A 14726-nucleotide genomic window follows, 5' to 3' on the forward strand; every position below is an offset into this window, starting at 1 on the left:
AGTGGCGGGTGAAGGACAGCTTGCCGAGCAGCTTGGCGATCATGGTGCACTCCTCTCGCCTGTCTTCAGCACCGAAAGCCACACATGACATATTGCCACGCACAGCGCATCTACGATATGGGGCATATTTCGGTCCTCAGCCGCAGGCAATGGCTTCCGAAGGCCCTCCCGGTCCTCGGCTATGTGCGTCTGACCTGCGTGTTTCTACGGTGTGCTCCCCCACCCCGCCAGCCTCACCAGAATCGTCGCCGCCAGCGACATCGGCACCACCATCGAGTGGCACGACACGGACAAGCCGCATGCGGACCTCGCCCGAGACAGGGGCGTGGTCCGCATGCGGCGTCCCGGAGGTGCTGTCAGCTACCGACAGTCGACGGGGCTCGGTAGAGCGCGCGCATTTCCGCTTCCAGCACCTTGACCTCGTCCAGGCGCGGCCGGCTCTTCGGCGCGAAGAGACCGTCCTGTTCCCAGCGCTCCGGGTTCAGACTCAGCGCCGTGACGTTCAGCCAGCCTCGGGCCCGTACGGCCTCAAGGTGCTCCGGAAGTGCGTCTTCCAGCGCCAGGTAGAAGATCACGTGGGCCAGTTCCTCGATGCGGTCGAGTCCGTCACGGATGCTGGTGAGCACCGAGGCGAAATCGAGCGAATCGGCACCGGGGAGATTCTGGACGAACAGACGGGCGAGCGTCGGCAGGTCGTCGTAGTAGTCGATGTAGTCGAACTCGAATGCTCCCCGGTAGGAGCGCGCCCACTCCTTGAACAAGTTCATGATGGTGCCCTGGGTAGCCACCGCATGTGCCCCCAGCGCGCTGATCGTGGTGCTGGTGGGCTCGTCCAGATAGGTGTTGTTGTAGAACTGCGGGTCGGAGAACGACCAGCCCACGTAGTAGTCCCAGATGGTCTTCAAAGACATGATGACCGCGTTGTCATGGAACGCATAGGACCCCTGGATGTTCTGGGTCAGGCCTTCGGCCAGCGAGAGGAACCAGCGGTTGGCGTACCGCACAAACGGCTCGTCGAAGGTGCCTTCCTTGTCGCGGCCGATCATCTCGGTCACAAATCCGTTGGCATAGCCGATCAGGTTGGAACCGACCGAGTAATAGGGGTCGGCGAAAACCGCGGCGTCGCCGACGCACGCCCAGCGGTCCTGCGAGAACACCTGGTGCGAGGAGTGGCTGTAGTTCTTCAGGACACGGAAGTCCAGGACCGGGAGTTCACGGATGGCGGGGGCGAAGCCGGGGACGCGGTCGACCACGAAGTCGATGGCCTTCTCCAGCCGGTTGTACTTCGTCACGGGGTGCAACTCGTCGGACACCACGATGCCGACGCTGGTGTGGTCGGGCGCCAGCGGTATCGCCCATACCCAACCACCCTCGAACATGAAGTGGTTGGTCGAGTTCCAGCGGGTCTCCTGTGCTCGGTCGTGCCAGGCGGTGTGCTCGGCATCCACCACACTGTCGGTGTTGAGGCGCCCCTCGAGGCGGAACCAGACCGAGTTGTGCGGCTTGGGGTAGCGCTTGGTCAGGTCGAGCTTGCGCTGGAGCAGCCGGTGGCGACCGGTCGCGTCGACCACCCAGCGACACGTGACGGCGACGGGCTCCTGCTCACCGTCGCCGTCGGGCTGGTAGGTCACCCGGTGCGGCGCGTCCTGCTCACCGATCTCGATGTCCAGAACCCGGACGCCCTGTTCGAGAAGGGCACCCGCCTCGACCGCGACCACGCGCAGATGTTCCTCGAAGGAGCCACGGTTGAGCTGGTAGGACTTCGCCGGCAGGAACCTGTTGACCCCGAACTCGGACTCCTGGTGGAGCCCTTCACCGTTTCCGTAGAAGTAGCGGAGCCCGAGCTTCTCGAGCTGGTGCTCCTCCAGGTAGTCCCGCACCCCGACCACCGAGGCGAAGTAGTGGGCACCCACTTCGACCGACGACTCGCCGACCTTGAAGGCGGACAGCGGGATCGGTGAACGCTCGCGTTCGGCGACAAGCACGCTGAGTTCGGGGTGCGAGTCCCTCAACTGCTTGGCGAGACAGAGACCGGCCAGTCCCCCACCTGCGATGACCACGTCGTAGTCGACATCCGTGAACATGGATTGAGTACCGCCTTGCCTGCTCAAGATATTTCCGTCTCGGTGTTCTGAAGGTTCTCGATGATGCGGGCCAGGCTCTGGATGGTCCTGCCCAGGTACGGGTCGGAGTTGTCCAGTTGGACCCCCATCCGCTTCTCCACCTCGGCCACCAGGTCCATCACGCTGAGTGAGTCGCCCCCGAGGTCGAAGAAGTCCTCGTCCAGCCCCACGGCCAGCGGAGCGAAGATCTGCTGCCAGATGTCCAGCAGTACGGCTTCAGCATGAGTGCTCGGCTCGGGAGCCGCGCCGGGCCTCCCGAGGAACTCCTCATAGCGCGCGGCCAGGGCCGCCGTGTCGACCTTGCCGTGCCGGGTGAGCGGCACGGCGTCGATGGGGATGACCGCCGAAGGCACCATGTACTCCGGCAGATTGTCCCTTGTCGCAGCACTCAACCGCTCGATGTCCTGCGCCGTGGGGCCCACGACGAAGGCCACCAGGCGTGGCGTCACGGTGTCGGCGCCGTTCCAGTGCAGGGCGACGTGTTCGACGGTGCTGTCCCGCTCCAGGACCTCCGCCACGCTGCCGAGTTCGACCCGCCGACCGCGGACCTTCACCTGCTGATCCCGGCGCTCCACGAACTCCAGAACGCCGTCCTCGTGCACCCGGACGATGTCCCCCGACTTGTAGGCGCGCCGTCCGGCGAACGGGCCCGACGACGGGGTGACGAAGCGCTCTGCCGTCAGTGCGGCATCTCCCACGTAACCTCGGGCAAGTCCCGCACCGGTCAGGTGGAGTTCGCCGCAACCACCTGGCTGCACCACGTTTCCGGACGCATCGAGGACGTACGCGTGGGTGTGGTCGATCGGTTTACCGATCAGCACCGTGGGGTCCGTCGGCGTCAGCCGGTGCACCGTGGAGCAGACAGAGTTCTCTGAAGGCCCGTATTCATTCAGGAGAGCAACGTCCGGGAGGCGCGCATAGTGCTCTCTGACCAGATCGGTCGTAAACCATTCCCCCGCGACGGTGACGCTGCGCAGCGCCTTCACCGAAGCGGCTTCCATGCCGACGAGGAGGCGTCGATAAAGGCCGGGCGTAATCAGGAAGTGAGTCACGTCCCGGCATGTCATCAGATCGACCAGATACTGCCGGTCGGTAATCCGGTCGGGCCGCGGCAGCAGCAGTTTCGCACCGGACGTGAGGGCGCAGAGGATGTCTTCGACGGAGCTGTCGAAGGAGGGACGAGGTATCGCCAGCGTCACATCATCCGAAGTGAATCCATAATAGGAATTCCGCCAGGTGATCGTATTCACGATGGAGCGGTGTTCGACGGCTATGCCCTTGGGCATCCCGGTCGTCCCCGAGGTGTAGATCACATACGCCAGGTCGGCGGGACCCGAGATCGGCACGGGATCCGAGTCCGGGGTGCCGAGGAGTCTGCTCATCACGTCGATGACGAACAATTCACCGCTGAAGAACGCCGCACCGACGGCGGTCGAGGACTCGACCACCATCGCACGGGGCCCGACGTGCTCCACGATCCGGTGGGTCACCGCCGGCGGATTGTCCGGATCGAGTGGCACATAGGCGCCGCCCGCCTTCAACGTCGCGAGTGCAGCAACGATCACACTCGGGGGATGTCGCACCAGGATCGCCACCGTGTCATCGGGGCGGACTCCGCACACATCACGCAAATGGTGGGCGAGCTTGTTGGCCCTGTGGTTCAGCTCAGCATAGCTGAGGGAGTCGCCCTCATACTCGAGGGCGATACCGTCGGGGGAATTCCGGACACTCTCTTCGAAAAATTGCTGTATGGTCCACGAGTTGCCCGCATCGGCCACCTGAAAATCCCCCTGCACCATGCCTTTAGCTTTCTTCCTGCCGTACCGTATCCTCTTCTGATCGAGTGATCAAGAGGAAGCTTCCAAACCCTCGAGAGCGCGCATATAAAATCCGAATCGAATCACGTCACCGCGATGTCGAGGTCGCGGACGAGCGCATCGATCGTGTCCGGAACGCGGGTCTGCGGAAAGAAATGTCCACCTGCTATCTCCACCGTCCGGAAGGGTCCGGAGCACAGGTGCCGCCAGGTCGAGACGGCCTGCTCCGTGGCGACCGGATCCTCGTTCCCGTACACCGCGGTGACCGGAAGGGTCAGCGCCGGCCTGTCGGCCGGCGGCAGGAAGGCGGCGTGCGCCCTCAGGTCCGCGCGCAGAGCCGGGAAGAAGCCCGCGCGGAACTCCGGGCGTTCGAGTCCGGCGGGGTTTGCGCCGAGGAGCCGCCACAACCGCTCGATCTCCTCGTCGTTCCCGACGGGCTGCAACGGTGTCAGGCCAGGGGCCCCGGCCCCGAGCACGAAGAGATGTTCCGGCGGCCGGCCCGCCTGTGCGAGCCGGTGAGCCGTCTCATGAGCCAGAAACGCACCGAAACTGTGCCCGACGAGGACCAGGGGCCCGGGAACCGCCAGAACGTCCGGCAGCACGTCGTCGACCAGCTCGTCCACCGAACCCAGCGAAGGTTCCCTGCCTCGCTCCTCCCGCCCGGGCGGAATATGGGCGTGCAGCGTCAGCGCTTCCGGCAGTCGGCGACGCCACGCGGTGTACGCCGTGGAACCACCTCCCGCATAAGGGAAGCAGACGAGCGAGACACGGCCTTCGTCCCGGGAAGAAGCGGCCGGTGAGCCGAGACGTCGAAGGGCTCCGGTCCCGTGAGGCCTCGCGCCCAGCGCGGCCGCGGGTGCCTTGGCACGGCCGTCTCGAGTGGCATCGCGCGTACCGGACTTGATCATCCCTCTCCCTGAACGGTGTTCCTGAGTCCTCGTCAATGCGCGTCCGCGGTCTCGGGCAGACCCGCCGAGTCGGTTTCACCGGCGCCCTTCGCCTTGTATCGGCGTGTGAGCACCAGCAGCGGCTGGGTGAGCAGCGTGGTGATGATCGCCATCAGCACGAGGACGGTGTACAGAGATGCACTCAACAGGCCTGCCTGGAACCCCGCGTTGAGCGCGATCAGCTCGGTGAGTCCGCGAGTGCTCAGCAACACTCCGATCGTCACCGACGTCCGCCCGTCGAGCCCACTGACCCGGGCCGCCAGCGCGCCGGACCCCACCTTGGCCACGACCGCCAGCACTGTGACACCGATCAGGACGGCGACCGCGGTACCGTCCATCGAGCTGACGGAGACACTGCGACCCGAGACCACGAAGAAGAACGGCAGGAACAGGGAGCCGATCGCGTCCAGGCTGCGGACGAGATCCGGGTCGAGCGTGCCGTCCGGTTCCCTCGGGGTGACCACTCCGGCCAGGAGCGCACCGAAGATGACATGCAGGCCAAGAGCGCTGGTCACCCATGCGGCGGTGAAGGCGAACCCGATGAGCACCGCGAGACGTGCATGCGTGGACACGGCGGGGCGTCGCATCACCCGACGCAACAGCAGGCGCACCGGCCAGGCCATCACGGCCACCGCGAGGAGGAGCAGTACGATCCGCACGGGGACGGGCAAACCGGATGCGTCACCGCTGCCCATCAGGGTGGCGACCAAGACCATCCAGCCCGCGACGTCGATCAGCCCGGCTGCCGAGACGGCTACCACTCCGGACACCGTGCCGGCGAGTCCGCTCTCCCGGACCACGACGATCAGCACCGGGACCGCCGTGATCGACAGCGCCACGGCCAGGAAGAGGACCGAGCTGGCCGTCATCTCGCGCGGCAGGCCCAGCTTCTCCAGCGTTCCGTGGAAGAGCACCGCGGCGCCCACGCCCACCAGCATGGGGACCACAAGCGCGGCGACGGCGACGGACAACGTGACCCGTGACCTCCCGCGCAGCACGTTCAGATCGAGCTCATAGCCGATGAAGTAAAGGAACAGCACCAGGGAGACCTGGCTCAGCCCGGTCATCATCGGCGCGATCTCCGCGGGGAAGAGTGTCTCCCCGACGGAGGAGGGAAGCTGACCGAGCAGGCTCGGGCCGAGGGCGATTCCCGCGATCAACTGACCGACGATGGACGGCTGTCCGAGCTTGCGCGCCAGAACACCCGCTCCGTTGGCGATCAGCAGGATGACCGCCGTCACGCCTATGAGATGGGTGATGGCCAGATCCGTGCTCACAGTTCTCCTTCCGTGGCTGGTGCCGCATTTGCGCAGGGTCGCGGAGCAGCGGCCTTCTGCAGCAGTTCCTGTAGGGCGGATCCGGCGTCGGGGCGCTCGAACAGATAGAAGTGACCGCCGGGGAAACCTCGCACGACGACCGGGTCCGGGCCACAGTCCGCCCAGTCGCTCAGGCCGTCCGGCGCCGACGTCTCGTCCTCGGTGCCGTACCAGACCTCGTAGGGGACGCCCCGGTGGTCACCCTCACCGGCTGTGTAGGTGTCGGCGAGGTGGAGGTCGTGGCCGAGTACGTCGACGAAGTGCGCGACGAGTTCGGGATCCTCGAACAGTTCGGGCGGACAGCCGCCGAAACGGCGCAGGTCCTCGAGGACCGACACACGGGTGCGGCTGACGAACGGGGCTGCGGGCATGGTGGCGGCGGCCGCGGCTCGGCGCGGTGACGCGGAGGCCGACACCACGACGGTGCGGACCAGCGCTCGTCGGTCGTCGGGAAGTGTGCCGACCAGCCGGTGCGCGAGAAGGCCGCCCAGGCTGTGACCGAAGACCACGCACGGCCGGTCCACCGCGGCGCGGAAATCCCGGGCGAGACGGTCCACCGCGTCCTCGAAGTCCGTGGGCCTGAGGGCCTCCTCGCCCTCGTCGCGGCCGGGGAGTCCGAAGAGCAGCGACTCGGTCTCGGCCCGCAGGCCCCGGACGAACGGCAGATAGGCGGTTGCCGAGCCGCCGGCATGGTGGAAAGCGAGCAGCCGGGTGGGGGCGTCCGACGGCCCGACGCGCAGGAAGGTGGCGGTCATTCCGGTCGGTCCCCCGTTCCGTTCCGGCCGTGGAAGGTGACCGGCAGGCTGATGGTCCCGTTGATGAAGTTCGACCGGAGCCGCTGGACCGGCCCGGACAGGGCGGCCGTCACCGGAAGGCCGGCGATCGCGCGGAAGAGCACCGAGAGTTCGGTCTGCGCGAGCATCGCCCCGATGCACCGGTGCAGGCCGGCGCCGTAGGAGAGGTGCCGGTTGGGGGTACGGGCGAGATCGAAGGTCTCGGGGTCGGTGAACTGCTTGGCGTCACGGTTCGCCGATGCATTCCACAGAGTGACGACATCGCCGCTACGGATCATCCGCCCGCCGATCTCCACGTCCCGCAGTGCACCGCGCCGCACATACAGATTGGTGGAGCTCCAGCGGAGTATTTCGTTGACGGCGCTGTCCAACAGGCCGGGCGTTTGCCGCAGTTCCGCGTACTGTCCCGGATGGCCGATGAGTGCCTCCAGTCCGGAGCACGCCGTGTACGACGAGGTCTCGTTACCGCCGACGGCGATGTTCATGCAGTTGTAGAGGATCTCGTCCTCGGTCCAGGCGCGGCCGTTCATCTCCGCCTTGAGCAGTCGGCTGATCAGATCGGGGCCCGGGTTCTTGCGGCGTGCGCGCAGGACCTCCGCGAAGAACTCGAAGATATCGGCCTGCGTCATGGCGAGGACCAGGCGCTCGTCCTCCGCCGGGTCCGTGAAGTGCGGGTCCCGGAAGCCGATCATGCGGCGCGTCATACCGATCAGGTCGTGGGCGTCCCGGTACGACACCCCGGTGATGGCCATCACCGCGCCCGCGGGAAGTTCGGTCGCCACGTCCGTGGCGAAGTCACAGCCACCGTCGGCCAGCGCACGCTCCAGGGCCGTCGTGACCAGCCGGGTGACCTGCTCCGCGACTCTGCGGAGCATGTCCTGGCTGAACGCCCAGTGCAGTTGCTGGCGAATCATCCGGTGCCGGGGCAGATCCGTGGCGACCATCATCAGCCCAGCCGAGGGGTCTTTCTCGCTGCGGAACGAACCGCCGAGCATGGGCCCGCTCTCGGAGCTGAAGCCGGTGTGATCGAGGTACACCTGAGAGATCTCTTCGTACCCGGTCAGAGCCCAGAAGCCGCCGTCCTGACCGGTCTCGTGCCAGTGGACCGGGTCGTTCTCACGTAGCCACGCCAGCATCGCGTGGTGTTCCTGCCGGACGAACCGATCGGGATCGGTCAGGTCCACGACGGGCCGAGTCACGGGCGCACCGCCTCCTTCCGGTCACGTATGAGAGCGGCGAGAGACTCCAGCCGGCTGGTGGTCAGTACCTCCCGGGAACTGAGCGTGACCCCCAGCTCCTTGGAGACCCGCCGCAGGAGCCTGAAGGACAGCAGCGAGTTGCCGCCCAGCTCGAAGAAGTCGTCGGTGGCACCGGCCCGTTCGACCGCCAGGAGTTCCTGCCAGATGGCCGCCAGGTAGCGCTCCTCCTCATCACGCGGGGTGATGTACGCGGCATCGCGCCTCTGGTGCTCCGCGACGACATGGCGCAGCTGGTCCAGATCACGCTTCCCGTGGGCTGTGGCGGGGATCTCCGGGACCCTGATCAGCGCGCTGGGAACCATGAAGTCGGGCAGTGCCGCCTCGGCGTACTCGCGGAGCGCGCTCAGCGAGACAGGGCCGTCGGCGACGACCAGCCCCACCAGGTGGCGGTCCTCCCCCTCTCCCACGGGGAGCACAGCCACCTCGCGTATGTCACCGTGCCGGGCCAGTGTCCGCTCGACCTCGCGGGGTTCGACCCGGTATCCACGGATCTTGACCTGGTCGTCGGTACGCCCCAGATAGTGCAGCTGGCCTTCCGCGTCGAGGCGGACGAGATCACCGGTCGCGTACATCCGGCTGCCGTCGGCGGCGAACGGGTCGCGCGGGAACCGCTCGTCGGTGAGTTCAGGCTGGTCGAGATAGCCGAGCGCGACGCCGGAGCCGGCCACGTACAGCTCACCGGATTCACCCGGACCCACCTCGGCACGGGAGGAGGCGTCGAGCACCCGGAGGGTGGCACCGCGCAGTGGCCGGCCGATCGGGACGGAAGCCGCGTCCGGTGCCAGCTCCCGTACCTCGTACGCCGCGCATGCCGTGGTCGCCTCGGTGGGGCCGTACAGGTTGAACAGGCGTCCGGAGAACGATCCGGCCAGCAGATCACGACAGGCTTGCGGGAGGATGACGTCCCCGCCCGTGCACAGGATGCGCAGGGGCGAGAACGCGTCCCGGTCCTCGCGTACCACGTGGTTGAAGGCCATGGTGGGCACCAGCATGGCGCTGATCCGGTGACGCCGGAGTTCCCGCTGGATGTCGCGACCCACCAGGTCAGGCATGGTCGGCAGGACCACGATCTCGGCGCCACTCGCGAAAGCGCACCAGGTCTCGTAGTGGAAGGCGTCGAAGGAAAGGCTCGACACATGTCCCACCCGGTCCTCCGGACCGAGTCGGGGCAAGGTGTCGTCGTACGCGAACTGGTGCAGGTTCTCGTGGGTCAGGACCACGGCCTTCGGGGTGCCGGACGAGCCCGATGTGAAGAGCAGAGCGGCCGGGTCGGCTGCGTCGACGGGCTCCTGCCGGCCCGACGACGGTTCCGTTCCTTCCCCGACGTCCGGGAGATCTGCGAGGCGGATCGACTTGACGCCGAGTCCGGCCAGGTGTCCGCTGTCGGGCGAGTCGGTCACCACAAGTGCCGGCCTGCTCCGGGTGATCATCAAGTCGCGACGGGCATCGGGGTACCGGGTGTCGACGGGCACGTAGGCCGCGCCGGCCTTGAGGACCGCGAGCAGGGTGACGAACACCTGGACTCCGCGCTCGAGGTGGTAGGCAACGCGATCGCCGCGCTGCACACCGGCACCGCGCAGCCGCACAGCGAGCGCGTCGGAGGCCCGGTCGAGCTGCCGGTAGCTCAGGTTGGTCCGGTCGTCCCGGACAGCGGGCCGGTCGCCGTGTCGCAGAACGGTTTCCCGGAACAGTCCGTTCAAGGTCGCCCCGGACACCGGCTGGCCTGGGAGGGAAGTGTTGTGTTCCACTGATCCAGAGTTTCTGACTCGAGGGCACCGAGGTGACGGTGCGACATGGTGGGCGGGGGATTCAGAAGTCGTAGTGCGTCGCACCCAAGCCCGGTTCCGCACTGGCTCGTTCGCTGGAGACGCGAGTCGCGGGACTCGTGGTCACCTCACGCAGCAACTGGACCAGCTGGTCGGCGAATTCCTCTGCCTCCTCAGCCGTCACCAGACAGTCGTCGTAGGTGAGATCCAATCGCAGAAGGTCACCGCGGCGGCTCGCGTACAGCCACAGGTCACTGTTTGCGGGCAGCTGGTCGGGCAGTACGTCCTCGACCGCATAGGTCTCGGCGCGGATGCTCGCGTTCTCCCAGCTGACACCCAGATCCAGCAGCAGGCTGCGGCCCGGGCCGCCAGGTAGCGGAACGCGCTCGGCGAGGACGTCGAACGGCAGCCGCGACTGCTCGTACGCCTCGAAGACACGGTCCTGGACGTGCTCCAGCAGACCGGCCAGATCGGTCTGCGGCCCGAACTCGAGGCGCAGCGGGACCGCGTTGGCCAGATAGCCGATCAGTGGATCGGCGTCAGCGTGCCGGCGCAGGCTGGCCGGGAATCCGACGACCAGGTCGCGGCGTCCGGTGGCCCGGTGGACAAGCGTCGTGAACGCGGTGACGGCCACGGCGAACGCGGTACCCGTGGCCCCGTCCAGGACAGTGGCGGGTACTGTGCGTCGGGCCACGCCGGCCTGTCCGCGCCGGGTGCCACGCCGGGTGCCGTCCACCAGATCGCCGTACTGCTCCACACCGTCCAGCCGCTTGCGCCAGAATTCTTCCTGCTCGCGGGCCTCTTCGCTGTCGAGCCAGGCGTGTTCCTCCGCGATCCAGTCCCGGTAGTCGTACTGCAGCGGCGGAAGTTGCGCCGGCTCACCCGCGACCACCTGGTCGTAGGCGGTGAACAGATCGGTGAGCAGCACCTCGACACTGGCACCGTCGTACACCAGGTGGTGCGCCGTGACGGTCAGCAGGTCGCCGCCACGCGTGCCCTGGAACAGCCGGACCTCCAGCAGCGGGGGCCGACCCAGGTCGAAGGAGACCTGCCGGGCCTCGCGGAGCGCGTCCATCACCTCGCTCCCACCGGGGTCCGCGTCGGGCAGAGCGACAACCGACAGCGGTGGGCCGTCCGGAAGGCGGTCCAGCACGACCAGCTCGGCCGACGCCCCCTGGGAGCGGACGCAGGCACGCAGCATCGACTGCCGGGCCACGACGGCGTCCAGGGCCGAACGCAGCGCGTCCGCGTCGATGCTACGGCCGGTGTGGACCAGGTCGGAGATGATGAACGCGCCCGGTGTCTGCCGGCGCGAGGTCAGCCAGACCCGGCGCTGCGCACGCGACAGCGGGCCCGCCGCGCCGGCTGCAGGACCAGTCCCCTTGCCCACAGGGCCGGCCGGTTCGGACGGTCGCCGCGGGGTGCCTGGCGCATCGTCCGCGACTGTCCGGGCCACGGCCCGGACAGTCGGCCGGGCGAAGACCGTCTTCACGGCCACCCCGAGTTCCTGGGCGATCCGGGCGGCGACCAGGCTGTGGCCCCCCAAGGAGAACAGGTCGGCGTCGAGATCGGTGACCGGCTTGCCCAGCAGCTCCGACCAGAGCCGCGCGACACGCTGTTCGGTCTGGGTCCAGGTCGCATCCGCGGCCGGGGCATCGGATGCCGGGGCGTCGGGCAGGGCGCGCCGGTCCAGCTTGCCGCTCGGCGAGAGCGGCAGTGCGTCCACCGTGACGAAGGCCTCGGGCACCATGAACGCGGGCAGCCGCTCGGCCAGGAACGCGCGCAGACCGGAGTGCGCCGCGCCGCCCACCACGTAGGCCACCAACCGCAGTTCGCCCGACGCGCCGGGAGCCGCGATGACGGCGCAGGCACGGACCTCGGGGGCGAGTTCCAGGACGGCGGCGGTCTCGCCCGGCTCTACCCGGTTGCCGCGAATCTTGACCTGGTCGTCGATCCGGCCCAGGTAGCAGAGTGTGCCGTCGGGCAGCCAACGTGCGAGGTCACCCGTACGGTACATGCGTTCGCCGTCCCGTTCGGGGTGCGCGACGAACCGCCGGGCGGTCAGTTCCGGGGAACCGAGGTAACCGCGTGCCAGGCCCACGCCGCCGACGCATAGTTCGCCGGGTGCGCCGAAGGGCACGAGACGGCCGTCCTCGTCGAGCACGTCGGCCCACCGGTCCGGCAGCGGTCGTCCGATGGGGACCGCCTCCTCGCCCGGGACGAGCCGGTGCAGGGTCGACAGGACGCTGTCCTCGCTGGGGCCGTACTCGTTGAAAAGATCGGAACCGGGCAGCAGTCGGGCGTGCCGGGCGGCCAGCGCCTCGGTGATCCGTTCCCCGCCGAGCACGACCTGCCGTACGGAACGCAGAGCGGACCCGGCGTAGTCGAGCAGCAGTTGATAGAGGCTCGGCACCATCTGGGCATGGGTGATCCCCTCCCGCTGGATGACCGCCGCGACCTCGTCGGGGTCGAGCAACTGTTCGCGAGTGATGACGACGAGCGGGGCCCCGGACGCCAGAGCGGTGAAGACGTCGGAGATACCGGCATCGGCATGGAGGGGATCGACCTGGAGTACGCGGGAGTCGGGCCCCATTCCGTAGTAACCGATCCTGAACAGCACGGTGTTGAGGATCCCCCGATGTTCCACCATGACGCCCTTGGGGGTGCCGGTGGAGCCCGAGGTGTAGACCACGTAGGCGAGGTCGTCCGGGCCGGCGGCGGGGAAGTCAGCCGCGCTGCCACTGGCGGCGGCCGAGGAGGTCCGGGCCGCGACCACCGGTACGCCGCACTCGGCCAGCGCTCCGCCCGGTATGCCGTCCGTCACCACGACGACGGCACCGCTGTCCCGGATCAGACCGGCCAGCCGGTGCTCGGGCTGCTCGGGGTCCAGGGGCAGGAAGGCGGATCCGGTCTTCAGGATGGCGAGGAGGGCCACCACCATCAGTTCGGAGCGGACGCACGCGAAGGCCACCACGCGGTCCGGGCCGATGGGTCCGGCCGCTGCGATGCATCGGGCCAACGCCTCAGCTCTGGCGTCGAGTTCAGTGAAGGTCAGGGTCCGTTCGCCGCAGCGCACCGCGGGCGCATGTGGATGCCGGGCGACCTGGGCCTCGACCAGTGCGAGCAGATTCCCCTCGGTGACGAAGTCACTGTCCCCGCCGGAGCCGAGTGCGAGCAGTTCCGCGTGCTGTTCCGGCGGGAGGGACCGGCACGCCCGCACCGGTTGGTCCGGGTCCGACGTAAGGCATCCGAGCAGCAGGCAGAGGTGATCGAGTATGCGCCGGACAGCCCGCTCGTCCAGCACATCGGAACGGTGGGAGGCCGAGATCTCCAGGGTGCCGTCGGGCCGGGGCCGCCCCACGGCGATGGTCAGGTCCCCCACCGGGGTGGCACGGGTGCCGTCGGGATCCTGCCGCACCACGACGTCCAGGGCGAGGTGGTGATCGGCGGGCCGGCCCGCGACCTGGCCGTGGGCGGAGGCGAGGGCGGACGCCTCGGCATGCGCCAGTTCGCGCAGGGTGCGGTCACCGTCGACCGTACGGCGCACCACCCGGAGGGACCCTGGTTCCCCGGCCATCACACCGAGCGCCACGTCCGCCTGTCCGCTCAGCCGTGCGAGCAGGACACGCACGACGGCGGCCGTCACCGCGAGCGGTGAGCCGCCGGACTCTCCGCCAAGCGCGGTGAGCCGCTCGGCGACCGCCCGCTCCACGGTGGCCCGCAGGTCCGAGGTGGCGTCGGGACCATCGGGACCGGGACCTCGGCCGAGCGGCAGGTCCGCCGCGCGGTCCGCCGAAACCTGCTGCCCATGGGCGACTTGCCGCTCGTCGGCGCCGGTCAACTGCTCCTCGTCCACATCAGAACCCTTCACAGTCTCAGGTCGGACAGTTGCTCGGCCAGGTCGCCGAGGAGGACAGGGAGTTCGTCGATCAGATAGAAGTGTCCGCCGGGGTATCGGCGGGCGGTGAAGCCGGCGGTGGTCTCCCTTGACCACCCGGTGAGCACGTCACCCGGAACGCGCGGGTCCGTCTCGCCGGCGAACGCCGAGACGGGACAGCTGAGCGCCGGTCGCACAGCGGGGCGGTACGCCTCCAACCAGGAGAGATCGCACCGCACCGCGGGGATCACCAGCTCCAGCAGGTCCGGCAGGGCCAGCAGCTGCTGGGATATCCCGCCCTGTTCGACCATCCAGTCCAACAGGCCGGCCTCGTCGAACCGTGACACCGCTCTGTTCGGGGTGGCGAGCGCGGGCGGCGGAGAGCCCGAGACCGACAGGTGGACCGGCCCCGCTCCGGTGGCGCTGAGCCGGTGCGCCAGTTCGAAGGCGAGAAGCGCGCCGTTGCTGTGACCGAACAGGGCGTACGGCACGCCCTGATGGTCGGCGTCGACAGCCTCGGCCATCGCGTCGAGATCGATGCCCAGAGGCTCCCGGATCCGGTTCTCACGACCGGGGAGTTGAACGGCGATCACGTCGATCCAGGCAGGCAGGCTGCGCGCCCAGTCCCGGTAGGCCGAGGCACCGCCGCCCGCGTGGGGCAGGCAGTAGAGGGCGAGGCGGACGTCCGGGCGCCGCTCGCCACGCATCAGCCAGGGGCTTCCCGGCCTCGCGGATTCCTGCATGGTCATGATGTCAGCCACTTCATCGGTGCGGTTGCCGGACTACGGGACTGGTGAGTGCCGGGCCCGGGGGTACCGGTACCGGAG

General features: G+C 68.3%; 9 protein-coding genes. All 9 read right to left on the reverse strand.

The genetic code is table 11. The features are described from left to right. Positions 1 to 356 precede the first annotated feature (356 nt). Complete coding sequence (locus JK359_RS12075; protein WP_201834874.1) at positions 357 to 2084, reverse strand: NAD(P)/FAD-dependent oxidoreductase; 1728 nt, start codon at positions 2082 to 2084, stop codon at positions 357 to 359. Positions 2085 to 2107: 23 nt separating this feature from the next. After that, a complete protein-coding gene (locus JK359_RS12080) occupies positions 2108 to 3922 on the reverse strand; it encodes a non-ribosomal peptide synthetase (protein ID WP_201834876.1) in 1815 nt (604 codons plus the stop codon). A 101-nt stretch (positions 3923 to 4023) separates the two neighbouring features. Then, positions 4024 to 4848, reverse strand: coding sequence for a thioesterase II family protein (locus JK359_RS12085; RefSeq protein ID WP_201834878.1), 825 nt, complete (start codon positions 4846 to 4848; stop codon positions 4024 to 4026). 32 nt (positions 4849 to 4880) lie between these two features. Further along, positions 4881 to 6164, reverse strand: a complete 1284-nt coding sequence (locus JK359_RS12090; RefSeq protein ID WP_201834880.1) for a cation:proton antiporter — start codon at positions 6162 to 6164, stop codon at positions 4881 to 4883. After that, on the reverse strand, positions 6161 to 6958 hold the full coding sequence (locus tag JK359_RS12095) for a thioesterase II family protein (protein ID WP_201834882.1): 798 nt from the start codon (positions 6956 to 6958) through the stop codon (positions 6161 to 6163). Before JK359_RS12095 ends, JK359_RS12090 begins: the two co-directional genes overlap by 4 nt. Next, complete coding sequence (locus tag JK359_RS12100) at positions 6955 to 8196, reverse strand: cytochrome P450 (protein WP_201834884.1); 1242 nt, start codon at positions 8194 to 8196, stop codon at positions 6955 to 6957. The genes JK359_RS12095 and JK359_RS12100 overlap by 4 nt, the downstream gene beginning before the upstream one ends. Next, positions 8193 to 10004, reverse strand: a complete 1812-nt coding sequence (locus JK359_RS12105; protein WP_307788077.1) for a non-ribosomal peptide synthetase — start codon at positions 10002 to 10004, stop codon at positions 8193 to 8195. Before JK359_RS12105 ends, JK359_RS12100 begins: the two co-directional genes overlap by 4 nt. A 61-nt stretch (positions 10005 to 10065) precedes the next feature. Continuing rightward, on the reverse strand, positions 10066 to 13893 hold the full coding sequence (locus JK359_RS12110) for a non-ribosomal peptide synthetase (protein ID WP_201834886.1): 3828 nt from the start codon (positions 13891 to 13893) through the stop codon (positions 10066 to 10068). After that, positions 13890 to 14648, reverse strand: coding sequence for a thioesterase II family protein (locus JK359_RS12115; protein WP_201834889.1), 759 nt, complete (start codon positions 14646 to 14648; stop codon positions 13890 to 13892). Before JK359_RS12115 ends, JK359_RS12110 begins: the two co-directional genes overlap by 4 nt. Between the last annotated feature and the right edge of the window lie 78 nt (positions 14649 to 14726).

Origin of the sequence: Streptomyces actinomycinicus, assembly GCF_016741775.1 — a bacterium.
Taxonomy (GTDB): domain Bacteria; phylum Actinomycetota; class Actinomycetes; order Streptomycetales; family Streptomycetaceae; genus Streptomyces; species Streptomyces actinomycinicus.

Excerpts from the sequence above, each read along its gene's own strand:
- JK359_RS12075 (WP_201834874.1), bottom strand. The coding sequence starts at position 2,084 with ATGTTCACGGATGTCGACTACGACGTGGTCATCGCAGGTGGGGGACTG.
- JK359_RS12115 (WP_201834889.1), bottom strand. The coding sequence starts at position 14,648 with ATGACCATGCAGGAATCCGCGAGGCCGGGAAGCCCCTGGCTGATGCGT.
- JK359_RS12080 (WP_201834876.1), bottom strand. The coding sequence starts at position 3,922 with ATGGTGCAGGGGGATTTTCAGGTGGCCGATGCGGGCAACTCGTGGACC.
- JK359_RS12085 (WP_201834878.1), bottom strand. The coding sequence starts at position 4,848 with ATGATCAAGTCCGGTACGCGCGATGCCACTCGAGACGGCCGTGCCAAG.
- JK359_RS12095 (WP_201834882.1), bottom strand. The coding sequence starts at position 6,958 with ATGACCGCCACCTTCCTGCGCGTCGGGCCGTCGGACGCCCCCACCCGG.